Here is a 23,473-nt window from a genome sequence, read left to right as displayed (position 1 = left end):
GGTCAGGTAAGGCGCAGCCCGGCGAGGAGAACCTCGACCATCCGACGGGCGTCGTACCGCGGGTCCCGGTCCGCGCCGATGCAGAGGTTGCCGACCCCCCGCATCAGGGCGAAGGCCTCGATGCCGGAACCGATCTCCCCTGCCCTGACCGCGGCGTCGAGCAGCTCGGCGCAGACCGGCACCAGCCGGTCGAGGAAGTAGGCGTGCAGGGTCGCGAAGGCGGCATCGTCGGACTGCAGCGCCTCGGCAAGCCCGTGCTTGGTGACCAGGAAGTCTACGAAGAGATCGATCCAGCGGACCAGGGCGCCGTGCGCCGAGCCGCCGCTCGCCAGCAGGGCCGGGCCCGCCTGGACGCATGCCTCGACCTGGTGCCGGTAGACCGCGACGATGAGATCGGCCCTGGTCGGGAAGTGCCGGTAGATCGTGGCGACGCCGACGCCGGCCCTGGCCGCGATGTCCCGTACGGGCACGTCGACGCCGGAGGCGACGAAGGCCGCGGCGGCCGCTTCGAGCAGGGTCCCCTCGTTGCGCCGGGCGTCGGCCCGCTTCGGACGGGCCGCCGATGCCGGTCCGCTGCCGATCTCAGTCACTGCGCCGTTGCCTCCGTCACTCGGCTTGCTAATCGGAACACTGTTCCGTATCGTCTAAACGGAACATGGATCCGGTACCCATGCTGCCAGAGCGGCCCTCCCCTGACCAACCGGGCCTCGCAGCGTCACCACCGACCGCACCCCTCGAACCGCACTCCCCGCACCTCACTCCCCGCACCTCGGCTCGCAAGGAGAATCCCATGTGCCACCCCGACGAACTCGTCAGCGTGCCCGTTCCGGTCGTCTCGATCCGCCCGGTACCGCTGCCGGCCCCGGGCCGCGACGAGGACCTCCGGGTGCGGGTCTCGGCTCCCACGACCGGCGACGGACTGCCCGTCATCGTCTTCTCCCATGGCTTCGGCGGATCGCTGGACAGCTACGCCCCGCTGGTCGACTTCTGGGCCGCACACGGTTTCGTGGTCGTCCAGCCCACCCACCTCGACTCGCGGACCCTGGATGTCCCGCCGGACGACCCACGCCACCCGCTGATCTGGCGGTTCCGGGTCGACGACCTGATCCGCGTCGTCGACCACCTGGACCGGATCGAAGCCGCCGTTCCCGGCCTCGCCGGACGCATCGACCGCAGCCGCGTCGCCGCAGCCGGCCACTCGTGGGGCGCCCAGACGGCCAGCATGCTGCTGGGCGCACGGGTCCTGGACGCCCGGGGCGTGCCGGGCGAGGATCTGGCCGACCCGAGGATCCGGGCGGGCGTACTGCTCGCCGCACCCGGCACCGGTGGCGCCGACCTGACGCCGTTCGCCGCCGAACACCTCTCCTTCATGAACCCGGACTTCACCGGGATGACCACACCGGCCCTGGTGGTCGCGGGCGACAAGGACCGGTCCGCCCTGACCGTCCGGGGGCCCGAGTGGTTCACCGATCCGTACTTCCTGAGCCCTGGCCCCAAGAGCCTGCTCACCCTCTTCGGCGCGGAGCACTCGCTGGGCGGAATCTCCGGGTACGACTCGACGGAGACGACGGACGAGAGCCCCGAACGGGTCGCCCTGGTCCAGCGGCTCAGTTGGGCCTTCCTCCGCAGCACGCTGTACCCCGCCGACCCCAGCTGGTCGGTGGCAAGTGCCAAGCTGACCGAGCGCACCGATCCGCTGGGCCATGTCGAAGCCCGGTGACGCTCGGAGCGCCCGGACGGGGCCGATCCCGGAGGCAAGCGCGCCCGACGTGGGTCAGCGCAGCTCAACCCGGAGGCTGCGGCCGTACGCCTGCCGGGTGTGGGCCTCGATCCGGGTGCCGCCGGCAACCCGGCGGATCCGGATCCCGTCGTCTGCCGAGACCACCCGGCGCCAGCGACCGCGCAGCGTCACCGAGACCGTGTCGCGGTCCGTGGTCGGGTCCGCGACCGCGACCGCGACGCTGCCGTCCCGGGCCTGCCGGAACAGCACCGAGGCCGGGCCGTCGACCACCAGCCGGTCGGCGGCGTGCCGGCCGGGCGTGAAGGCGTTCGCGGCGACCAGTCCCAGCCCGGCGTGCCGGACGGCCTGGAATCGGGTGTCGTTCGCCAGCACCCGGACCGGCCCGCCCCGGTACGCCCGCAGCCGGTGCTCCGAGGCGTTCGGCACCAGGGCGTACGCCAGCGAGCCGAGTGGCGCACCGGCGGCCTGCTCCACCGAGACGGAGAAGACCCGCTTGCGCACCATCGTGTCCGGGTTGGCGGTCCGGACCACCCGGCGACTGCGGGTCACCACCTCGGTGCTGACCGTCGGCGGCGGCCCGGCCAGGAAGACGTAGCCCACCGAGGCCTGCCCGGCGGCGTTTGCGTAGCGCAGCCAGGCCAGCGGGGCGGTACCGGTGCCGGTGAAGGGCCGGCCGTCGCGCAGCCGCCCGCTCACCGTCACCGGATCGGACTCCTCGGCGATCCGGCTGTCGATCGTCGTGCTGACCGCCCGGCCGGCCGGATCGCCGACCCCGGCGGCGAGCACCACGATCTCGTCGTCGAAGAGGAACCACGACTTGGTGGCACTGGCGTTGCGGTACGCGACGAAGTCGTCCGGGAGCTGACCGGCCCGCTTCGCGGCGTACGCGGCGTCGTCGGACTGGACCAGCCCGGCGGCCCCGTAGCTGTCCAGGGTGGCGCCGCCGGAGTAGCGGTTGGTGCCGCGCGGGAAGTAGACGTAGGTGTTCTGCGACTCCGACGACGCGGTGAAGCCGCGCGCCGGGTTGTCGTACCAGGCGGTGCCGTACAGCTCGGGGACGGTGTGCCGGTGCTCGACCGGCGCGGTGACCCCGGCCAGCCGGTACGGCGAGACGGTGGTGAAGTAGTCCACCCCGTACGCCTGGGTCTGGTCCTGCCCGGCGAGGTAGAGGTAGTACGCCCCGTCCCCCTGGAACCACGGCCTCAGGTTCTCGCCGCTCATGTACTCGTACTTGCTGATCCGGTCGGAGCTGCGGGCGAGCGCGAAGGCGTAGCCGGGGCGGCGGTGCACGGTCCGGTCCATGGCGTTGAACGCGACGCTGCGCCGGGCGGGGTTCAGGTCGGCCGCCGGGATCGCGGCGTCGGCCATGATGTCGGCGTACCGGGCGATGCTGACCGGGGAGACGAAGGTGCTCGGGTCGAGCGCGGCCCGCGAGGTCTGCCGGACGAACTTGACGTAGCCGGCCAGCGCACGGGCGTCGGCACCGCTGGCGTGGCCGGAGAGGTCGACGACCGCCTCCAGCACGCCCGCCACGTCGGCGTAGCCGGTGGTGGTCCGGGAGACCGCCCGGCCCTTGACGATCTCCATCATCCAGCCCTCGAAGATCAGCGGGGCGAACCCGTCGACCACCCAGCCCCGGACCACGTCGACCAGCTCCGCACCCTGGACGTAGCCGGTCCCGTGCAGGATCTTGACGGTCTGCACCACCCGGGCCAGCAGGTTCCGGCCGTACGAGCCGGTGTAGGCGACCGAGGCGTGCTGGATGAACGACCCGTCGGCGTAGTAGCCGTCGGTGACGCCGTGCACCAGGGCGTACGGGTCGATGGTGGCGAAGACGGTGAACTGGTCGGCCAGTGCCTTGCTGATCCGGGCGTCGTCGCCGAGGACGGCGCCCTGGAGGACCCGGTTGGTGGTGATGTCGGCGAGGTTGGCGCCGGTGTGGAACCGCGAGTCGAGGTCGACGTCACCGTCCTTCCCGTTGCGCAGGTACGCGTCCATGGCGGTCACGTAGGCCTCGACCAGCTCCGGCCGGTACGCCGCCATCTCGTCGGCGAGCAGCACGAGGGTCCGGCTGACGTGGTTGGAGATCCCGATCTCCCAGCTGTACCAGTTGCCGTAGTAGCCGGCCGCCTGGTCGCCGTAGTAGCGCTCGTACAGCCAGCCGAGTCCGTCGACGACCCGGCGTCGCAGGGCGGTGTCACCGTCGAGGCTGCCGCCGGGGACCCGGGTGGCAAGGGCGATCTCGTAGAGGTACCGGAACGACGTGGTCAGGTTGGGATCGCTGCTGCCCAGCGGTACACCCTGGAACAGCTCCCCCGGTCCGGCGCCCGCCCAGGCGTCGAGCCTTGCCCGGGCCGTCGAGTCGATGGCCGCGAGCTTGGCGGCGACCTCGGGCCGGGTGTTCGAATCGGCGGTACCGGCGAAGATCGCGACCGTGTTGCCGAGCAGTACGTCGTGCTCGGCCGCGGCGGGCCCTCGATCCGGCGGGGTCGCGGCTCTCGCCCGCAACGGCGTGACCAGCGCCAGCAGGCCGGCGGCGGGGATCGTCGACAGGACGGCGCGGCGGGAGACTGGCACGGCGAACGCTCCAAGATCGACGGTAAAGTCTTGCCGAATTCAACCAACCTCCGTGAAACTTTTCAACCTTCCGGGGTCGCGTGGTTGCCGTCGTTCGACGTGGGGGCGTGTCCGTCAGACGGCAGGTTCGCCATGCACGGTCGATGTCCCGTCGGCCGGAGCCGACGGTCAGTTGGCGGTGAACAGCAGCGAGACGTTCTGTCCCCCGAACCCGAACGAGTTGCAGATCGCCGCGTCGAGCCGCTGCTCACGCGGCCCCTCGCTGGCCACCTCCAACCGGACCTCGGGATCCTTGCGGTCCAGGTTGAGCGTCGGCGGGATCACTCCGTTGGCGACCGAGAGCAGGGTGAGGATGCCCTCCACGGCGCCGGCCGCGCCGACCAGGTGACCGAGGCTCGACTTCGGCGCGGTGAGGATCACGTCGTCGCCGAGCGCCTGCTGGATCGCGCTCGCCTCCCCGACATCGCCGACGACCGTGGAGGTGGCGTGGCAGTTGACGTGCCCCACATCGCCCGGTCGCAGCCCGGCGTCGGCCACCGCATTGCGGATCGCCCGGATCTGCCCGGCACCGGTCGGGTCAGGACCGGTGATGTGGTGCGCGTCGGCGGTGATGCCGTAGCCGGCGAGCCGGCCGAGCACCCGGGCATTCCGGCCCGCCGCGAAGTCCGCCCGCTCCAGGACCATCATTCCGGCCCCCTCGCCGAGCACGAAGCCGTCGCGGTCCACGTCGAACGGTCGGGAGGCCCGTTCCGGCTCGTCGTTGCGCTTGGACAGGGTGCGCGCCTGGGCGAAGCCGGCGATGGTCAGTGGGGTGATCGCCGCCTCTGCACCACCGGCGATCACCACGTCGGCCTCGCCGGAGCGGATCAGCCGGACGGCCAGCGCCAGGGCCTCGGCGCCGGACGCACAGGCCGAGACGGTGGTGTAGACGCCGGCCCGGGCGCGGAACTCCAGGCTGACCCAGGCCGCCGGCCCGTTCGGCATCAGCATCGGCACGGTGAGCGGGGAGATCCGGGCCGGACCTCTCTGCTCCAGCAGGTCATCCTGGTCGAGCAGGGTGTTGACGCCACCGATCCCGGTGCCGATCACCACGGCCAGGCGGAGCGGATCGACCTCCGGACTGCCGGCGTCGGCCCAGGCCTGCCGGGCGGCGACCAGCGCGGCCTGCTGACAGCGGTCCATCCGGCGGGCCTGCACCCGGGTCAGCGCCGAGTCCGGCGAGACGGTCATCGGAGCGGCGATCCTGGTCGGCAGGTCGTCGCTGTGCGCGAACGACGCCACCAGGTCGTCGATCCGGCGTACGCCGGAACGCCCGTCGAGCATGCCCTGCCAGAGGGAGTCGACGTCCCCACCGAGCGGGGTGGTGGCGCCGAGTCCGGTGACGACCGCCTCCCGGCCGCTCATGCTGACTCCTCCTCGTCGTCGCGGTGTGCCGGCTTGCCTGCCGTTAGTTGTATCCCATACAACTATGACATGGCCACCGAGCCGCCCCGGGCCCGTGGCCGGCGCACCCGGGCACAGATCCTCGATCACGCCGCGGCGCTCTTCGCCGAGCGCGGCTTCGACGCGGTCAGCGTGGCCGAGATCGCCGCCGCCGCCTCGGCCCACCCGCACCAGATCACCTACTACTTCGGCTCCAAGGACGGGCTGTTCGTGCATGCCGCGTTCATGCTGCTGCTCCGGGACGCCGAACGGCTGGAGCCGGTCGGCCGGCGCCGGCGCACCCCCACCGCATTCCGAACCGCACTGGCCCGGAGCGCGCTGACCCTGCCCGCGGTGCCGATCGCGGTGCAGGCGATGTCGATCACCCGACGCCGCCCGGAGCTGCGACCGGTGGCCGAGCAGAGCCTCACCGTGCTGTTCCGCAAGGCGCAGAGCTATCTCGTCGCGATCCTCGACCGGCACGGCTGGGTGATCGACCGTCCCGCCGACGTCGAGGCCCGCACCTTCTGGAGCACCGTCCTCGGCGCCCGGCTGATCTCGGAGTCCGGCTTCGACGGCCGCGCCGACGACATCGACCTGGCCGGTGTGCTCACCGTCCGGGCTCCGGCCGACCCGGCACGGTGACGGCCAGGCCGCTCACCCTCCGGATGCCGGCCGATCCGGCACCGTGACGGGCGGGGCCGACAGTGGCGGGCGGGTCGGGCCGCGTAGCACCCGCAGCGCCACCCTCGGATGCGCCAGCGCGGCCGGTGGCCGGACCAGGTGCTGCACGTCGGTCAACACCCGCAGCACGTACGGGTCACGGTCGGCTACGTCGGAGGCCCGGTCCAGATACCAGTGGGAGAGCCGGCCACGCCGCCCCGGCCGGACGGCGTCGGCCGAGAATCGCAGGTCGCTACCGGTGGCGATGGTCCAGGCGGTGGCGCTGCACCCGGCCACGGCGGCCTGGGCGGCCCGGCCGAACCGCCCCCGGTGAGCCCGCAGGTGCTCGCCGAGCACCACCGCGGTCTGCGCGGCGACGCTCATCCCCTGGCCGTAGACCGGGTTGAAGGCGCAGGCGGCGTCCCCGACCACCAGGAACCCCTCCGGCCAGCGCGGCATCGTCTCGTAGTGCCGGCGGTGGTTGCCGGTCCGCCGGAACCCGTGGATCGGTCCGTCCGGCTCGGCGTCCCGGATCGCCTCGTAGATCAACGGGCTGCGCAGGTTGCGGGTGAACTCCAGGAAGCCCGCTTCGTCGGTGGGCGGGGTCTCGTCGCCGAACCCGCCGAGGGTGACCATCCAGCGGCCGTTCTCGATCGGATAGAGCACCCCGGCCCGGGAGACCTGCGGCGGCTTCGGCATCACCATGATGTTCTTCCAGCCGTCGGCGACGCCCGGCGCCAGCCGGTACCGCCGGCTCGCATAGCCCAGCCCGGCATCGATCCTGGTCTCCTCCGGCCGGCCGTAGCCGAGCGCGGCCAGCCACTCCGGGGTACGCGAGCCGCGCCCGCTCGCGTCGACGACCAGGTCGGCCGCACACCGGTGGACCTCGCTCCCGCCGTTGCGGACCCGCAGTTGCACCCCGGCAACCGAGGCGCCGTCCGCACCGGAGCAGAGTCCGACCACCTCCCGGGCGGTCTCGAACCGGATCCGCCCGTCGGCGGCGAGCCGCTGCCGGATCGTCCAGTCCAACAGCTCCCGGCTCGCCCCGACCAGGGTGTGCGTGGCCGGGAAGCGCTCCCGCCAGCCGTTCGGGCTCAGCGACAGCAGGTCGGTCGGGGCGGCGACCGGGACGGCGCCGCGGTCGTACAGCTCGGCCATCAGGCCGGGAAAGAGCCGGTCGAGCGCCCGCTGGCCCGAGGTGACCAGGACGTGCAGGTGGCGTGCCTGCGGAATGCCCGTACGCAGCACCGGCCCGTCCGGAAAGCGGTCCCGGTCGAGGACGGTCACCCGCTCGACGAAACCGGCAAGGGTACGCGCGATACAGAGGCCGGCGAAGCTCCCTCCGATGACCACGGCATGACGGGGCTTGGACAGTGGCGAAGGCATGCCTCCATCCTTACCGACACCGGCGCTCACCAGGCGAAACTCGTTCGGCAAGCTGCCGGTTAGTCAGGATCACGACTCTGCCGCGCGTCGGCGTACGCCACGCCCGGCCGACCGGTGTCGCTGAGTCACGCCACGCCCCCTGTCCCGAACGAATCCGCACAGATCCGAACGGTGAATTGATCACTCGGACCAGCTCCGGATGGCAACGTGAAGGTCACTCGCGACGTGACTACGACCGGGGGAGGTGAAGTGCGATGGCGAAGCTCGCTCTGATGAGTCTTGCCCGCCTGGTGCGGCTCGACCGCGGCCGGATGGGCGGACGCTACCCGTGGGAGCCCTGATCCAAGGAGGACGGTGGCCGGCCGGCCAGGCGGCCACCGTCGCGGGTACGCCGTGTGGCGCGGGCCAGCACCGCGGCGGCCGGACCGCCGCCGCCCAGACAGTCCGGGTTGTCCAGACGCGAGGGATCACGAACATGTCCACAGGCGGGTACCCGGCCGGTCCGCGCGGGCGGCGCCTGGTCGGCAACCGGTACGACTACGAGCAGGACCGGATCGGGTTTCTCCGACGGTGCCAGCACGAGTACGGTGACGTGTTCGCGTTCAGCCCTCGGGCGAGCGTGGTGGCCGACCCCGTCCTCGTGCACGAGATCCTGGTACGCACGAACACCGACTTCGGTATCGAGGTCGCCCTCTTCGACGACGCCCCGCCCGAGGAGATCGCCCGACAGACCCCGACGGCGATGGCCGGGCGGAAGAAGAGCCGACCAGGTGTGAGCCGGGCGGCGGTCGACGCGCACAGCCAGCGCCTGGTGGACATTTTCCATGCCCAGCTGGGCCGGATACTCGACCGTGAGGTCGACGTCGCGGCGGTGATGAGGTCCTTCATCATCCACGCGACCACGGACTACTGCCTCGGCGGCGAGGTCAGAAAGGTCAGCGCCGGGGAGAGCGCCGACGTCGACGCGGTAGCCGCCGCCGAGGAGGTTGCCGCTGCGGTCGCGGCGGCAGCGGAGCGCTCGACCGCCCTGATGTCGAGTTCGCTGTCCCTGCCGAGTTGGCTGCCGGTCCGCGCGGTCCGCTCGGCGAAGGCGGCCAATCGGCGGCTCGCCGAACTGCTCCATCACCTCATCCGGCAGCGGCGCGCCCAACGCCGGGACACGGTCGACGATCTGCTCGACACCATGCTCGACGGCGACGTCGAACCGCTTGACGACGAGGCCGTCTACCGGACCCTCTCGGTGATGCTGCGGACCTCGCACGGCGTACCAGGCACGGCCCTCGCCTGGGCGGTACTGGTGCTCGCGCGGGAACCGGGAATCGCCGCCCGGATCCGCGTCGAGGCGGAGGTACTGGCGGAGCGGGCGCACCGCGCGATCACCGTCGACGACCTCCCCTACACCGAAGCGGTGGTGAAGGAACTGCTGCGCGCGTACATCCCGACCTGGCTCCTGGGCCGGGAGGTGCGTACCCACACGACACTCGGCCGGTGGACCTTCCAGCCCGGCCAACAGATCATGATGCCCGTCTATCTGATGCACCGGGACCCGAGGTGGTGGGAGAGCCCGGAGGAGTTCCTGCCCGACCGGTGGCTCGGAACGCAGCAGCCGCACGCCCGGTTCGCGTACCTGCCGTTCGGGGCCGGACCTCGGATCTGCCTGGGCAACCAGCTCGGTCTGCTCCAACTGGTGCTCGCCGTCGCCGCGCTGGCACGCGACTACGACGTCTCGGTGGTCGATCGGGAGACGGTGGTCATGCGGCCGGAGGCGCTGTTGGTACCGGCCGGGCTGCGTGCCCGGTTCGTCCGCAGATAACACCGCCCTCCGCTCCAACCGACATCCGTGGGCCGAGGTGGAAGGTCCAGTTGGTCCAGCCACCGTTGGCTACGGGCTGGACCGAGAGGCCAGCCCACTGCGGGAACCGGTCGGCAACAAGCCGACGCACCTGATCGACGTCGACGGCAATGCGTTGGGGCCAGGGACCGAGGTGGTGTCTCATTCGAGGTGGAGGGTGGCGGACGCCTGCTCGGCGGTGGAGGTCACCGGCTCGATGTAGAGCAGACCGGAGCGGTGCCGCAGGTACCGGCCGGGAAAGTTCTGCGCCTCCAGCGAGATGCCGGCGCTGGCGGCCAGGCCGGTACGCCGCAGGAAGCTGGCGTCGGCCCGGAACTGCGCCGAGCCGTCGTTGCGCTCGACGTAGACCTCGTAGTTGCGGTGCCGGAGGTAGTAGCCGGGGAAGTTGGTCGACTCCAGCGACACCGTGCCGGAGCCGGCCAGGCCGGTCACGATCCGGAACTGCGAGTCGGCCAGCGGTGCCACGTCGGCGTCGACCCGGACCCGGTAGTCGTAGTGCCGCAGGTAGGAGGCGGTCAGGTCGTGCGGGCGGAGCCGGACCGGGGTCGCGCCGTCCGGCACCGGGATGCCGAGGTTCGGGGTGCCGTCGGAGTTCCAGTACAGCTTCTGGATCCGGGTGCGCCGGTTGGGGTCGTTCAGCGGGTCGCCGTTGATGTCCCGGTAGTTGCGGTCGTGGTAGACGAGGATGTCGCTCTGACCGTCCTCGGAGACGGTGAAGGAGTTGTGCCCGGGGCCGTACTGGCCGGTCGCGGCGTTGCTGGTGAAGATCGGGTTCGGGCTCTTGGTCCAGGCGGACGCGGAGAGCAGGTTCGCGGTCGCCGAGGCGGTCAGCATGCCGAGGCAGTAGTTGGCGTCGGTGGCGCTGGCCGAGTAGGTCAGGAAGATCCGGCCGTTGCGCTGGATCACCGCGGGTCCCTCGGCCACCCGGTAACCCCGGGTCTCCCAGTCGTACGTCGGCACGGTCAGCCGGGTCACCGTGCCGGTGATCTGCCACGGGTTGGCACCCATCCGGGCCAGGTAGAGGTTGGAGTTCGTCGAGATTCCCGGTTCGGACTGGGCCCAGACGAGATAGCGGACGCCGTTGGCGACGAAGGTGGAGGCGTCCAGCGCGAAGGTGTCCCATGGGGTGCTGATCCGGCCGCGTTCGGTCCACGATCCGGTCAGCGGGTTGGCGCTGGCGTTCTCCAGTACGTACATCCGGATCCGCCAGATGTCGTCGGTGCGGCCGGCGGCGAAGTAGACGTACCAGCGGTTGTTTATGAAGTGGATCTCGGGTGCCCAGATGTGCGCGCCCATCTCGCCGCTGGTGTGCCGGCGCCAGATCGTCGTCTCGGCGGCGCTGGCCAGCCCGGACAGCGTGGTCGCCCGGCGCAGCACGATCCGGTCGTACTGCGGCACGGTGGCGGTGAAGTAGTAGTAGCCGTCGGTGTGTTTGAAGATGTGCGGGTCGGCGCGCTGGTTCGCCAGCGGGTTGCTGTAGTTGACCGCCGGCGAGGCGGCAACGGCCGGCACCGCCGGCAGCAGGCCGGCCAGCAGCGCGAAGACCGTGGCCAGCGCGGCGAAGGCCGGCGCGGCCAGCCCTCGGTCGGGGCGGCGGGCGGTCGACCCGGCGCCCTCGGCCGGGCCGATGCCGGGCATCCGGAGCGACTGGCGGAACATCCTGCGCGGCATCGGCTTCATTACCTGCGACCCTTCGTCGATCCCAACGGGCGTCAGCGGTTACGGCGGTCGACAGCGGCCGGTCCGTGTCGGTCACGAACAGGTGCTAGAAGGCATAGTGTGATCGTTAACATAGATGCTCGTCAAGACTTGTCCGGTGGATGAGGAAAGCGTATTCCACCTTGACATCGACCGATGTTAGCGTAAACATCATCGATACGCCCGGGCCGAGCCACCCGCACAACGCCGGCCGCGCGTACCGGGCATCCGGGCCCTGCGGCAGGCGCCCGCCGGCACGCTGTTCCGAGCCGGCGGCCAGCGCTACCCCACCGAACGCAGGCCGATCCAGCACCACGACCGCACTGTCAACCCGCGGGACCGTCGTCCCACCGCACCGTGGGCTCTCGGCACCATCCACCTGACGGATCCCGGACCGGACCGACGGAAGGAAGACGATGGGAACACCTGCTTCCCCCCGAACCGCAACGCCGGGTCGTACCCGGCTCGTCCGTACCGCCCTCGTGACCGCGGTCGCCGCCACCCTCGTCGGCGCCGCCATCGCCGTACCGGTCCGGTCCGCCTCGGCCGCGACCGTCGACCCGAACGCCTGGTACGTCCTGGTCTCCCGGCACAGCGGCAAGGCCCTCGACGTCTACGACCGGTCCACCGCCGACGGTGGCCGGATCGTGCAGTGGGCCCGCAACGACGGTGCCTGGCAGCAGTGGCAGTTCGTCGACTCCGGCGCCGGCTACCACCGGCTCCGGTCCCGGCACAGCGGCAAGGTCCTCGACATCCGGGACTCCTCCACCGCCGACGGCGCCGAGGTGATCCAGTGGACCGACCAGGGCAGCACCGACCAGCAGTTCCGGCTCGCCGACTCGGACGGCGGGTACGTCCGGTTGATCAACCGGAACAGCAACAAGGCCCTCGACGTGTGGGAGTGGTCCACCGCCGACGGCGGCCGGATCAGCCAGTACACCGACTCCGGCGGCGCCAACCAGCAGTGGCAGTTGGTCCGGGTCGGCTCGGACGGCGGGCCCGGGACCCCGACCCCCACCCCCGGCACGCCGCCGGCCGGGTACCCGGCACCGATGCGGGTGACCGGGGACGTCGGGGTGCACGACCCGACCATCGTCCGCCGCCCCGGCGGCGCCTACCTGGTGGCGCACACCGGAAACAACATCTCGCTGAAGACCTCGACCGACCGGGTCGCGTACCGCAACGCCGGATCGGTCTTCCCGAACGGCGCGCCGTGGACCACCGCCTACACCGGAGGCAGCCGCAACCTCTGGGCGCCGGACATCTCGTACCGGAACAACCAGTACTACCTGTACTACTCGGCCTCCACCTTCGGCTCCAACCGGTCTGCGATCTTCCTGGCCACCAGCCCCACCGGCAACTCCGGCAGTTGGACCGACCGGGGGCTGGTGATCGAGTCACAGAGCTCCGACAACTTCAACGCGATCGACCCGAACCTGATCGTGGACGACCAGGGCCGCTGGTGGCTGGCCTTCGGCTCGTTCTGGTCCGGGCTCAAGCTGGTCGCCCTGGACCCGGCCACCGGCAAGCGCTCGGACAGCACCATCCGGGCCATCGCCGGCCGGGGCGGCGGCGCGATCGAGGCGCCGACCCTGGTCAGGCGGGGTGGCTACTACTACCTGTACGTCTCCTTCGACCGCTGCTGTCAGGGCGCGTCCAGCACCTACCGGGTGATGGTGGGGCGCTCCACCAGCGTGACCGGACCCTTCGTCGACCGGAACGGCACCGCGCTCACCTCGGGCGGCGGCACCCAGGTGCTCGCCTCGCACGGCGACATTCACGGGCCGGGTCACCAGACGGTGCTCTCCGACACCGACGGCGACCTCCTCGTCTACCACTACTACGCGAACAACGGTGCCTCGCTGCTCGGCATCAACCGGATCGGCTACGACGCCGCCGGCTGGCCGTACGTCTACTGAGCCGGCTGGCCGTACGTCTACTGACCGCATCCCCATCCACCGTAGGGAGCATCCCGTGACACCCTCGCATCCGCGTCGGGTCCGCTGGCAGGCCGCGCTCGCCGTCGGCGTCACCGCCCTGGTCGCCGGCACCGGAGTCCTCGTCGCCGCCGGACCGGCCTCGGCGGCCACCGCCGACCCGAACATCTACTACGTGTTGGTCAACCGGCACAGCGGCAAGGCCCTCGACGTCTACAACCTGGCCACCAACGACGGCGCCCCGATCAACCAGTACGCCCGCAACGACGGCAACTGGCAGCAGTGGCGGTTCCTGGACGCCGGCGGCGGCTACTACCGGGTGCAGTCCCGGCACAGCGGCAAGGTGCTGGAACTGCCGAACTCGAACGACGGCGTGCAGTTGGTGCAGAACGCCGACAGCGGCAGCAGCCGGCAGCACTTCCGGCTCGCCGACTCGGCCGGTGGCTACGTACGCCTGATCAACCGGGCCAGCGGCAAGGCGCTGGACGTCTGGGAGTGGTCCACCGCGGACGGCGCGATGGTCTCGCAGTACCAGGACCTGGACGGCGCCAACCAGCAGTGGCAGATGGTCGACGTCGGCTCGGTCGGCGGCGGCAACCCGACTCCCGGCACCTTCACCAACCCGATCAAGCGGAACGGGCCGGACCCCTGGCTCCAGCACCACAACGGCTACTACTACCTCGCCACCACCACCTGGAACTCGACGATCACCATGCGCCGGTCGGCCACCCTCGCCGGCCTGGCCAGCGCCCCCGACCAGGTGGTCTTCAACCTCGCCAACCGGCCGAACGGCTGCTGCAACATGTGGGCGCCGGAGTTCCACCTGATCAACGGACCGAACGGCAACCGGTGGTACCTGTACTACGTGGCCGGGCAGAACGTCAGCGACTTCAACCCGACGCAGCGGCTGCACGTACTGGAGAGCGCCGGCACCGACCCGATGGGCCCGTACACCTTCAAGGCCGACCTGGGCGGCGACTGGCAGCTCGACGCCAGCGTGCTGCGGGTGAACAACAGCCTCTACCTGCTCGGCACCTACAACGCCGGCGGCAGCTACGGGCAGAGTCTGTTCATCACCCCGCTGAGCAACCCGTGGACGATCAGCGGGTCGCGGGTCCGGCTCACCTCGCCGACGCTGAGCTGGGAGCGGCAGACCCACCCGGTGACGGAAGGTCCCGAGCCGCTCTACCGCAACGGCCGGACGATGGTCGTCTACTCCGCCAGCGCCTGCTGGGGACCGGACTACAAGCTCGGCCTGCTCACCCTGACCGGCAGCAACCCGCTGAACGCGTCGTCCTGGACCAAGAGCCCGAACCCGGTCTTCCAGCGCAGCGACGCCAACAGCGTCTTCGCGCCCGGCCACAACGGCTTCTTCAAGTCACCGGACGGCACCGAGGACTGGATCGTCTACCACGCCAACGACTCGGCGGGCGGCGGCTGCGACATGAACCGCTCGACCCGGGCCCAGAAGTTCACCTGGAACAGCGACGGCACCCCGAACTTCGGCACCCCGGTCCGGCTCGGCGTGCAGCTCACCGCACCGTCCGGCGAGTAGTCGGGCGACCCGCCCGGGGAACCGACGCCGTCCGTCGGTTCCCCGGGCACCGGCACCGGTCCGGGCGGATTCGCGGCCGGACGGTCAGAGCGCCACCTCCAGTGCTGTCGCCCCCGGCTCGTCGAGCCGGAACGTCGCGGTACGGCCGCCGGCCGTCACCTCGTACTCGCCGAGGAAGCCGGTGAACCCGACCCGCCCCTGCGGGTCGGTGCCCAGCCGCGTCGGCGGGAGCCACCACTCCCCCCTGACCAGCGCGCGCAGCGCCTCGTAGGAGGGCTTCGGCGTACCGTCGGCCCGGACGAAGCCGCCCGGCGCGCCGAGCCAGCCGCCGTCCACCATTCCCCAGTAGGTGCTGGCCCGCACCGCCGGGTGCGCGAGCAGGGTCTTGTAGTGCCGGACGATCTCGTCGGCCTGCCGCTGCTCCCCCTCCGGGGTACTGGGCCACTCCGGGACCTGGTAGTCGTTCAGGTCGACGATCTCGGCCGGCATGAGCTGCCCGGAGAGCAGGGTCGTCTCGGTGAAGTGGATCGGCAGGCCGTACCGGGCGAACCGGTCGATGATGCCGAGCGTCTTCTCCTCGCCCCAGTAGCCCTGGTGCATGTGGCTCTGCAGGCCGAGCGCGTCGATCCGGATCCCCGCCTCCAGCACCCCCTCGATCAGGCACTCGTACGCGGCCGACATGTCGAAGTCGTTGAGCAGCAGGGTGGCGCCGGGATTCGCCTCGCGGGCCGCGTCGAAGACCATCCGGACCAGGGGGATCCGCCCCAGCTCCCGGCAGATCCGGGTGAGCCCGTTGTCGTACTTGTCGAAGATCGGCATGATCACGACCTCGTTGATCACGTCCCAGGTGTCGATCACCCCGGCGAAGTCGGACACCTCCCGGCGGATCCGGTCCAGTTGCACCCGGGCGATCTCCGGGTTGGTCAGCTCGGTCAGCCACTCCGCGCTGACCGTGTGCCAGGCCAGCGGGTGGCCCTTGACCTGGCAGCCCCGGTCGGCGAACCAGCGTGCCGTCGCCTGGAGGCGCCGGGTGTCCGGCCGGCCGCGCTCGGGCTCGAACCGTCCCCAGTAGAACGGCAGGGTGGCGAAGTTGAACAGGTCGAGCCAGAGCTCCGCCAGCCGTTCGACCCGGGTGATGTCGGCCTCGCCCAGCGAGCCCGGCTCGCCGCCCGGGCCGCTCGCCGAAGCCGCCGTCAGCTCGCCGTTGGCCAGCGGGATGAACTCGAATCCGGTGCAGCCGAACAGGAACGCGTGGTCGCGCTGGGCGATCGTCACCTCGCGGTCGGCGAGCGGCGCGCCGTCCTCGGTCACGGTCAGCGTGACCTGCGCGGTCCGGTGCTGCCTGATTGCCGGGTCGGGGTCGGATGGCATCGAACATCCTCCAGCGGTCTGGGGTGGGCGGCGTGGAAGATGCCACCGTACGCGGGATGCCCCGGTGCGCGGTTTGCCGCGGGTGGCCGGTCGTCGGGAGGATGGCGGTATGCGCATGGTGTCGTTGCTGCCCTCCGCGACGGAGATCGTCTACGCCCTCGGACTCGGCGACGACCTCGTCGGCGTGACCTTCGAGTGCGACGAGCCGCCGTCGGCCCGGACCGACAAGGCGGTCGTGGTCGGCGGTCGGGACACCCGGGGGATGACACCCGCCGAGATCGACGACTACGTGAAGGCACAGATGTCGGCGGGGGGCGACCTCTACACCCTGCACGCCGACGCCCTCGCCGGGCTGGAGCCGGAGCTGATCCTGACCCAGGACCTCTGCCGGGTCTGCGCACTGCCGTCCGAGCACGTCGAGGACGCCCTCGATCATCTCGGCTGCCGGGCCGACGTGCTGTCGCTCGACCCGTACTCGCTGGAGGAGGTGCTGGGGACGATCCTGGCGGTGGGCGCGCGGGCCGGCGTGCCCGATCGGGCCGAGGCGCTGGTCGGCGCGCTGCGGGACCGGCTCGCGGCGGTGGCCTCGGCGGTCCGGGGCCGGCCCCGCCCCCGGGTCGCGGTGGTGGAGTGGGTCGAGCCGCCGTTCACCGCCGGACACTGGGTGCCCGATCTGGTACGCGCGGCCGGCGGCGAGCCGGTGGCCGCCCGCCCCGGGGCGCGGTCGGTGCAGACCACCTGGCAGGAGTTCGCCGACGCCGAGCCGGAGATCGTGCTCGTCACCCCGTGCGGCTTCCACCTGGACGGCGCCGCCCGGCAGGCCGAGGTCGTCGCGCGCCGGCTGCCCGGGGTCGCGGTCTGGGCGGTCGACGCGGACGGTCTGGTGGTCCGCCCCGGTCCGCGCCTGGTGGACGGGATCGAGGCGATCGCCGCGATCCTGCACCCGGGCACCGTGCCCGAGCCGCCCGGCGGAGCCGTCGCCCGGATCGCCTGACCGACGACCCGGAGCATTCGCGGGCGCCGATCCGCTACCGGGCGGACACCGCCGGGGTCACCAGGTGCCGGGCGTACGCCTCGGTGGTGAAGAAGGCCGGCAGCTCCTCGCCGAGCGCGGTCCGGACGAAGATCTCCGCCGCCCGGGTCAGCCGGTCCCGCTCGGTGACCGACCGCTCCGCGGCCAGCCGGGTCACCTCCTCGACCAGGATCGACCGGACCAGTTCCTCGGTGACCCGGCCGCCCTCGGCCAGCGGTGTCGCGTGGTGCAGCCACTGCCACACCTGGCAGCGGGCGATCTCGGCGGTGGCGGCGTCCTCCATCAGGTCGAAGATGGCCGCCGCGCCGGTACCGCCCAGCCAGGCGTCGAAGTACCGCAGCGCCACGGCGACGTTGCCGCGCAGTCCCGCGCCGGTGACCCGGCCCGGGGTACGGTCGACCGACAGCAGATCGTCCGCGCCGACGGTGACCTCGGGGCGACGCCGGTCGAGCTGGTGCGGACGGTCGCCGAGGACGGTGTCGAAGGCATCCCGGCAGATCGGGACCAGCCCGGGGTGGGCCACCCAGGAGCCGTCGAACCCGTCGGCGGCCTCCCGCTCCTTGTCCGCCCGGACCCTGCCGAGTGCGACGGCGTTGACCTGCGGATCCCGGCTCGGGATGAAGGCGGCCATCCCCCCGATCGCGTGCGCGCCCCGCCGGTGACAGGTTCGGACCAGCAGTTCGGTGTACGCCCGCATGAACGGCACGGTCATCGTCACCTCGGCCCGGTCCGGCAGTACGAAGTCGTCCCGCCAGCCGAAGTTCTTGACGATGCTGAAGATGTAGTCCCACCGCCCGGCGTTCAGCCCGGCGCAGTGCTCGCGGAGTTCGTACAGGATCTCGTCCATCTCGAACGCGGCGGTGATGGTCTCGATCAGCACGGTGGCCCGGATGGTTCCCTGCGGGATGCCGAGGTAGTTCTGCGCGAACCGGAAGACGTCGTTCCACAGCCGTGCCTCGCGGTGGCTCTCCAGCTTCGGGAGGTAGAAGTACGGGCCGCTGCCGGCGTCGAGTTGCCGACCGGCGCAGTGGAAGAGGTAGAGCCCGAAGTCGACAAGGGTGGCCGAGATGGCCCTCCCGTCGACCACGATGTGCTTCTCGACCAGGTGCCAGCCGCGCGGCCGGACCACGATGGTGGCGAGCTCCTCGCCGAGGACGTAGCGCTTGCCGCCGGGCGCGGTGAAGTCGATCCGGCGGTCGATCGCGTCGACCAGGTTGAGCTGCCCGCCGATCACGTTCTCCCAGGTCGGCGCGAGCGCGTCCTCGAAGTCGGCCAGCCACACCCTCGCGCCGGAGTTCAGCGCGTTGACCGTCATCTTCCGGTCGGTCGGCCCGGTGATCTCGACCCGCCGGTCGTGCAGGCCCGGTGCCGGCGGCGCCACCCGCCAGCTCGGGTCGGCTCGGATCGCCTCGGTCTCCGGCAGGAAGCCGGGGAGCTGGCCGTCGGCGTAGCGGGCCCGGCGGGCCCGGCGGGTGTCCAGCAGGGCCACCCGGCGGGCCGCGAACTCGCTGTCGAGCGCGACCAGGAAGTCCAACGCCTTCGGGCTGAGAATCTCGTCGTACCGCTCCCGCAGCGGCCCGGTCACCACGATCCGCATCAGAACTGCTCCTCCTCGGTGGAACCGCGCAGGGCGGTGGTCTCGGCGGCCGGGTTCAGCACCGTACTGACCAGGTCGAAGTAGCCGGTGCCGACCTCGCGCTGGTGCTTGACCGCCGTGTAGCCGTACGCCTCGGCGGCGAACTCCCGCTCCTGCAACGACACGTACGCCGGCATGCCGTCGGTGGCGTAGCCCCGGGCCAGGTCGAACATCGAGTAGTTCAGCGCGTGGAAGCCGGCCAGGGTGATGAACTGGAAGCGGTAGCCCATGTGCCCGAGCTCGCGCTGGAACTTGGCGATGGTGGCGTCGTCGAGATGCCTGCGCCAGTTGAACGACGGCGAGCAGTTGTAGGCCAGCAACTGGTCCGGGTACACCGCCCTGATCTCCTCGGCGAACCGGCGGGCCAGCTCCAGGTCCGGGGTGCTGGTCTCCATCCAGAGCAGGTCGGCGTGGGGGGCGTAGGCGAGTCCCCGGGCCACGCAGGCGTCGAATCCGTTGCGGACCCGGTAGAAGCCCTCGGCGGTCCGCTCGCCGGTGACGAACGGGCGGTCCCGCTCGTCGACGTCGGTGGTGAGCAGCGTCGCCGCCTGCGCGTCGGTACGCGCGATGATCACCGAGGGGACCCCGGCGACGTCGGCGGCGAGCCGGGCGGCATTGAGGGTCCGGATGTGCTGTCCGGTCGGCACCAGCACCTTGCCGCCGAGGTGCCCGCACTTCTTCTCCGATGCGAGCTGGTCCTCCCAGTGCACCCCGGCCGCGCCGGCGACGATCATCGCGCTCATCAGCTCGTACGCGTTCAGCGGGCCGCCGAACCCGGCCTCGGCGTCGGCGACGATCGGTGCGAGCCAGTCGATGCCGGCGTCGTCGCCCCCGCTGCCACGACCGTCCGCGGTCCCGATCCGGCCCTCTGCGGTCCCGATCCGGCCCTCTGCGGTCCCGATCCGGCCCTCTGCGGTCCCGATCCGGCGCTCTACGGTCTCGATCTGGCCGGCGCGCAGCAGCGCGTTGTTGATCCGGCGTACCACCGCCGGCACCGAGTTGGCCGGATAGAGACTCTGGTCCGGATAGGTCTGCCCGGAGAGGTTGGCGTCGGCGGCGACCTGCCAGCCGGAAAGGTAGATCGACTTGAGTCCGGCCCGGACCATCTGCACCGCCTGGTTGCCGGTGAGTGCACCGAGCGCCGGGACGAAGTCCTCCCGGTGCAGCAGTTCCCAGAGTCGCCGAGCGCCCCGGTCGGCGAGGGTGTGCTGCTCCTGCACCACGCCGCGCAGCCGGACGACGTCCTCGGCGCGATAGGTGCGCTCGACGCCCCGCCAACGCGGGTCGGTGGCCCATTCGGTACGCAACCGCTCTGCCGGCGTGCTCATGGAAGACTCCTCCGAGGTTCGGTCGATAATCGACGACTCACCGTCCACCAGGACTTGTCGAAACTGTGGCATGGGCGTGACTGACGGGTCGAGACACGGAAGCAGCCAACTATTGAAAAGTCCCGGGCGCATTTTGCGAAGTTGCAAATGGGCTTCTTTACAGGTGTGTTAATGTGACTGGATCCGGCGGCGGCGGCGCCGGAGGAGGAGGAAGGGCAGGACGGGACGGGGAAGGGAGATGCCGTGGCCAAGACGTTCGCGGGTGCGCGGCTGCGTCGGTTGCGCGAGGAGCACGGGATCAACCAGATCGAGCTCGCCCGGCAGCTCGCCATCTCGCCCAGCTATCTCAACCAGATAGAGCACGACTCCCGCCCGCTGACCGTCCCGGTGCTGATCCGGATCACCGAGGTCTTCGGTGTCGACACCACATACTTCGCACCGCACGACACGCCCCGGCTCGTCGCCGAGCTGCGCGAGGCGCTGCCGACCCGGGCCAGCCTGCCCGATCTCACCGAACTCGCCGGCAAGTTGCCCGAGGTGGCGGAGGCGGTGCTCGACCTCTACCGGCGTTACCGCCAGGTCGACGACCAGCTCGCCGAGGTGGTCGGCGACCGGGGGCTGATGCCCGGTCGCAGTCCGCACGACCAGGTCAGCGACTTCTTCTACCGGCGGCAGAACTACGTCCCCGAGCTGGACGAGGCGGCCGAGGCGCTAGCCGGGCAGATCGGGATCCGCCGGGGCGAGACCCGGGCCGCGCTGAGCGACCGGCTGGCCGGCCGGCACGACATCCGGATCGTCCGGCAGGACCCGGACTCACTCGCCGGCGACCTGCACCGCTACCGCCCGGAGACCCGCACCCTGCACCTGTCGACATCGCTGCGCTCGGGCCAGCGGGCGATCCGGATGGGTGCGCAGATCGCGCTGCTGGAATTCGCCGACGTCATCGACGAAATCATCGAGGAGGAAAACGTCGCCGACCTCCAGACGCAGATTCTCATGCGGGTCGGGTTGGCGAACTATTTCGCCGCCGCGCTGATTCTGCCGTACCGGGAATTCCTCACCGCGGCCGAGACGATGCGCTACGACATCGAGCTGCTGACCGACCACTTCGCGATGGGCTGGGAAAGCGTCTGCCACCGGCTGAGCACCCTGCAACGGCCGAGGGCGCGCGGGGTGCCCTTCTCGTTCGTCCGGGTGGACCGGGCCGGCAACATGTCCAAGCGCCAGTCGGCGACCGGCTTCCCGTTCTCCCGCTCCGGCGGCACGTGTCCACTCTGGAACGTCTACGAGGCGTTCGGGGCGCCCGGCCAGGTGATGACGCAGGTGGCGGCGATGCCCGACGGCCAACGCTACCTGTGGATCGCCCGCACCGTGACCCGGCACCATGGCGGGTACGGCCAGCCCGGCAAGACGTTCGCGATCGGGCTGGGCTGCGAGACCCGGCATGCCGGCCGGCTCGTCTACTCCGCCGGGATGGACCTGCACGCCACCGAGGCGGCCACCCCGATCGGGCCCGGTTGCAAGACCTGCGAGCGGATGACCTGCCCACAGCGGGCCGCCCAACCGATCGGCCGGCAACTCGACCTCGACGAGAACCGGAGCACCTTCATCCCGTACCCGCTGCGGGAACGGGACGGCTAGTCCACAGCGGGCATGGTCTGGTCTACCAGTTGCCGGCGCGGCGGTCCCGCCAGGCTCGCCCGTCCGGGTCGTAGACCAGCCGGTACGCCGGGACGGCCCAGAGCCGCTGATGCCACGGTAGCCGGCTGGTTTCGTGCGGAACCAGCCGGCCCGGCGGCCGGGAACCGTGCCGACCACCCGCGTGCCAGTCCCGCAGCGCGTTCGCGGCGGCGTCGATGGCGCGGATCGCCGAGTCGGGGTCGAGCAGATCCCGGTCGTCACCGGACGCCCGGTCCAGGTGCTCGCGGAGCAGAGCCAGCCGCAGGTCACGTGGGAAACGCCGGGCGCCGTCGCCGAGGCCGGCCGGGTCGCGGGGCTCCCGCTCGTCCCGAGTGTCGTCGAGAACGGCGCAGGAGAGCTCGCTGTCGTGGGTCCAGGACCGCCGGTTGAAGTTGTCGCTGCCGACGCTGCACCAGACGTCGTCCACCACGCAGACCTTGGCGTGCACGTAGACGGGAGTGCCGGCGTGGTTCTCCACGTCGTACACGTGCACCCGGTCCGCGGCGGCCTCCCGGCAGAGCGCGATGGCCTGCTCCCGGCCGACCTGGTTGGGCGGCAGCGCGAGCCGGCCGTCCACGTCCGGATGCCGGGGCACGACGGCGACGAGGTGCAGGTCGGGGTTGTCGCGCAGCGCGTCGGCGAAGAGCTTCGCCACCTCCCGGGACCAGAGGTACTGGTCCTCCAGGTAGACCAGCCGGCGGGCCCGCTTGATCGCCTTGGTGTAGCCCCGGGCGACGGTCTGCTCGCCGAGCCTCGCGAACTCGTAGGCCGGGCGCATCGCCGGATAGGTCCGGAGCACCTGGACCCGGTGCGGGCCGCAGGGCGGCGGGTCGGGCGGCTGCGGCGGTAGCCGGTCGGCATGCAGGTCCGCGCCGCGCAGCCTGTCGCGTACGGTGCTGACCGGCCCGTGCTGGTCCAGCGGCGCCGGGTCGGTCCAGCGCTCCCGGAAGGTGAGGTCGAGCGCGCCGACGACCGGGCCGCGCAGCGCGAGCTGCACGTCGTGCCAGGGCGGACGGTCGCCGTACGCCCCGGCCATCCGCACCGCCTGCGGGTCGCCGCGATGCTCGGCGTCGTCGCGCCGGCTGTGGCACAGGTCGATGCCGCCGACGAACGCGACGTCCCGCTCCGGCTCGGCCGGATGCCGGAGTACGACCAGCTTCTGGTGATGCGAGCCGCCACGCCTGACCCGATGGTCGAGCAGTACCTCGCCACCGGCCGCCTCGACCGCCTCGCCGAGATTCCGGTTCTCCTCGTGGCTGTAGGCGAACCGGTCGAGGTGGGAGCGCCAGATCAGCCCCTTGACGACCACGCCGCGCCGGGCGGCGGCGCAGAGCAGCTCGGCGATGGTGGGACCGCCCTCCCGCAGCCGCTCGTCCGGATCGCCCCGCCAGTCGGTGAAGAAGAGGTGGTCACCCTCGTCGAGAGCCTCGACCTCGGTGACGAGCCGGTCGAAGTAGGTGGCACCGTGGATCAGCGGCTGGACCAGGTTGCCCTCGGTCCAGACGGGGAGGGCGGAGTCGGGGTTGTCCCGCTCCGCCTCGGTGAGAAACCAGCCCTGAGCAGGCACACGGCACCTTCCGGTAGGCGATCACCC

16 protein-coding genes are annotated in these 23,473 nt (G+C 71.4%); 7 read left to right on the top strand and 9 right to left on the bottom strand.

Annotated elements, in window-relative coordinates:
• Window positions 1-2: 2 nt before the first annotated feature.
• Window positions 3-581 carry a TetR/AcrR family transcriptional regulator gene (locus ABNF97_RS22150; RefSeq protein WP_349339686.1) on the bottom strand — a complete coding sequence of 193 codons (579 nt, stop codon included), beginning with the start codon at window positions 579-581 and terminating at the stop codon, window positions 3-5.
• Between the two features lie 209 nt (window positions 582-790).
• Here ABNF97_RS22150 and ABNF97_RS22145 point away from each other — a divergent pair, with 209 nt between their 5' ends.
• Entirely contained in the window at window positions 791-1,720 is a 930-nt protein-coding gene (locus ABNF97_RS22145) for an alpha/beta hydrolase family protein (protein ID WP_349339655.1), read from the top strand.
• Window positions 1,721-1,774: 54 nt separating this feature from the next.
• Here ABNF97_RS22145 and ABNF97_RS22140 read toward each other — a convergent pair whose 3' ends face one another.
• Window positions 1,775-4,318 (bottom strand): polysaccharide lyase family 8 super-sandwich domain-containing protein, encoded by a 2,544-nt coding sequence (locus ABNF97_RS22140; RefSeq protein WP_349339654.1) that lies wholly within the window; start codon window positions 4,316-4,318, stop codon window positions 1,775-1,777.
• 168 nt (window positions 4,319-4,486) lie between these two features.
• On the bottom strand, window positions 4,487-5,722 hold the full coding sequence (locus ABNF97_RS22135) for a beta-ketoacyl-ACP synthase II (protein WP_130463910.1): 1,236 nt from the start codon (window positions 5,720-5,722) through the stop codon (window positions 4,487-4,489).
• 69 nt (window positions 5,723-5,791) lie between these two features.
• Between ABNF97_RS22135 and ABNF97_RS22130 the strand changes: the two genes are divergently transcribed.
• Window positions 5,792-6,385, top strand: a complete 594-nt coding sequence (locus tag ABNF97_RS22130; protein WP_130463911.1) for a TetR/AcrR family transcriptional regulator C-terminal domain-containing protein — start codon at window positions 5,792-5,794, stop codon at window positions 6,383-6,385.
• Between the two features lie 12 nt (window positions 6,386-6,397).
• On the opposite strand, the gene ABNF97_RS22125 is transcribed toward ABNF97_RS22130, so the two are convergent.
• Window positions 6,398-7,789, bottom strand: a complete 1,392-nt coding sequence (locus ABNF97_RS22125) for an FAD-dependent oxidoreductase (RefSeq protein WP_349339653.1) — start codon at window positions 7,787-7,789, stop codon at window positions 6,398-6,400.
• A 475-nt stretch (window positions 7,790-8,264) separates the two neighbouring features.
• Here ABNF97_RS22125 and ABNF97_RS22120 point away from each other — a divergent pair, with 475 nt between their 5' ends.
• Window positions 8,265-9,602 carry a cytochrome P450 gene (locus ABNF97_RS22120; protein ID WP_349339652.1) on the top strand — a complete coding sequence of 446 codons (1,338 nt, stop codon included), beginning with the start codon at window positions 8,265-8,267 and terminating at the stop codon, window positions 9,600-9,602.
• A 180-nt stretch (window positions 9,603-9,782) separates the two neighbouring features.
• Here ABNF97_RS22120 and ABNF97_RS22115 read toward each other — a convergent pair whose 3' ends face one another.
• Entirely contained in the window at window positions 9,783-11,312 is a 1,530-nt protein-coding gene (locus ABNF97_RS22115) for a family 43 glycosylhydrolase (RefSeq protein ID WP_349339651.1), read from the bottom strand.
• A gap of 443 nt (window positions 11,313-11,755) precedes the next feature.
• Between ABNF97_RS22115 and ABNF97_RS22110 the strand changes: the two genes are divergently transcribed.
• Window positions 11,756-13,258 (top strand): family 43 glycosylhydrolase, encoded by a 1,503-nt coding sequence (locus tag ABNF97_RS22110; RefSeq protein WP_349339650.1) that lies wholly within the window; start codon window positions 11,756-11,758, stop codon window positions 13,256-13,258.
• Window positions 13,259-13,313: 55 nt separating this feature from the next.
• Window positions 13,314-14,831, top strand: a complete 1,518-nt coding sequence (locus ABNF97_RS22105; protein ID WP_349339649.1) for a family 43 glycosylhydrolase — start codon at window positions 13,314-13,316, stop codon at window positions 14,829-14,831.
• Between the two features lie 84 nt (window positions 14,832-14,915).
• Here the strand turns inward: ABNF97_RS22105 and ABNF97_RS22100 are convergent, their stop codons facing one another.
• Window positions 14,916-16,202: an endo-1,4-beta-xylanase gene (locus ABNF97_RS22100; RefSeq protein WP_349339648.1), complete on the bottom strand. Its 1,287-nt coding sequence runs from the start codon at window positions 16,200-16,202 to the stop codon at window positions 14,916-14,918.
• Between the two features lie 109 nt (window positions 16,203-16,311).
• Here ABNF97_RS22100 and ABNF97_RS22095 point away from each other — a divergent pair, with 109 nt between their 5' ends.
• On the top strand, window positions 16,312-17,196 hold the full coding sequence (locus tag ABNF97_RS22095; RefSeq protein ID WP_349339647.1) for an ABC transporter substrate-binding protein: 885 nt from the start codon (window positions 16,312-16,314) through the stop codon (window positions 17,194-17,196).
• Between the two features lie 34 nt (window positions 17,197-17,230).
• On the opposite strand, the gene aceB is transcribed toward ABNF97_RS22095, so the two are convergent.
• Window positions 17,231-18,832, bottom strand: a complete 1,602-nt coding sequence (gene aceB / locus ABNF97_RS22090; protein WP_349339646.1) for a malate synthase A — start codon at window positions 18,830-18,832, stop codon at window positions 17,231-17,233.
• Window positions 18,832-20,199, bottom strand: coding sequence for an isocitrate lyase (gene aceA / locus ABNF97_RS22085; RefSeq protein ID WP_130463925.1), 1,368 nt, complete (start codon window positions 20,197-20,199; stop codon window positions 18,832-18,834). Before aceA ends, aceB begins: the two co-directional genes overlap by 1 nt.
• 243 nt (window positions 20,200-20,442) lie before the next feature.
• Between aceA and ABNF97_RS22080 the strand changes: the two genes are divergently transcribed.
• Window positions 20,443-21,840, top strand: coding sequence for a short-chain fatty acyl-CoA regulator family protein (locus tag ABNF97_RS22080; RefSeq protein ID WP_349339645.1), 1,398 nt, complete (start codon window positions 20,443-20,445; stop codon window positions 21,838-21,840).
• A gap of 22 nt (window positions 21,841-21,862) precedes the next feature.
• Here the strand turns inward: ABNF97_RS22080 and ABNF97_RS22075 are convergent, their stop codons facing one another.
• Entirely contained in the window at window positions 21,863-23,446 is a 1,584-nt protein-coding gene (locus ABNF97_RS22075; RefSeq protein ID WP_130463927.1) for a phospholipase D-like domain-containing protein, read from the bottom strand.
• Window positions 23,447-23,473 lie beyond the last annotated feature (27 nt).

Origin of the sequence: Plantactinospora sp. B6F1 (assembly GCF_040120695.1) — a bacterium.
In the GTDB taxonomy this organism is placed as follows: Bacteria; Actinomycetota; Actinomycetes; order Mycobacteriales; family Micromonosporaceae; genus Plantactinospora.
This window is presented reverse-complemented; position numbering and strand designations above follow the sequence as displayed.

Bases quoted from the DNA above. Each gene is read 5' to 3' on its own strand.
- ABNF97_RS22145 (WP_349339655.1), top strand. From the start codon at position 791: ATGTGCCACCCCGACGAACTCGTCAGCGTGCCCGTTCCGGTCGTCTCG.
- ABNF97_RS22135 (WP_130463910.1), bottom strand. From the start codon at position 5,722: ATGAGCGGCCGGGAGGCGGTCGTCACCGGACTCGGCGCCACCACCCCG.
- ABNF97_RS22130 (WP_130463911.1), top strand. From the start codon at position 5,792: ATGGCCACCGAGCCGCCCCGGGCCCGTGGCCGGCGCACCCGGGCACAG.
- ABNF97_RS22125 (WP_349339653.1), bottom strand. From the start codon at position 7,789: ATGCCTTCGCCACTGTCCAAGCCCCGTCATGCCGTGGTCATCGGAGGG.
- ABNF97_RS22120 (WP_349339652.1), top strand. From the start codon at position 8,265: ATGTCCACAGGCGGGTACCCGGCCGGTCCGCGCGGGCGGCGCCTGGTC.
- ABNF97_RS22115 (WP_349339651.1), bottom strand. From the start codon at position 11,312: ATGCCGCGCAGGATGTTCCGCCAGTCGCTCCGGATGCCCGGCATCGGC.
- ABNF97_RS22110 (WP_349339650.1), top strand. From the start codon at position 11,756: ATGGGAACACCTGCTTCCCCCCGAACCGCAACGCCGGGTCGTACCCGG.
- ABNF97_RS22100 (WP_349339648.1), bottom strand. From the start codon at position 16,202: ATGCCATCCGACCCCGACCCGGCAATCAGGCAGCACCGGACCGCGCAG.
- ABNF97_RS22095 (WP_349339647.1), top strand. From the start codon at position 16,312: ATGCGCATGGTGTCGTTGCTGCCCTCCGCGACGGAGATCGTCTACGCC.
- aceB (WP_349339646.1), bottom strand. From the start codon at position 18,832: ATGCGGATCGTGGTGACCGGGCCGCTGCGGGAGCGGTACGACGAGATT.
- aceA (WP_130463925.1), bottom strand. From the start codon at position 20,199: ATGAGCACGCCGGCAGAGCGGTTGCGTACCGAATGGGCCACCGACCCG.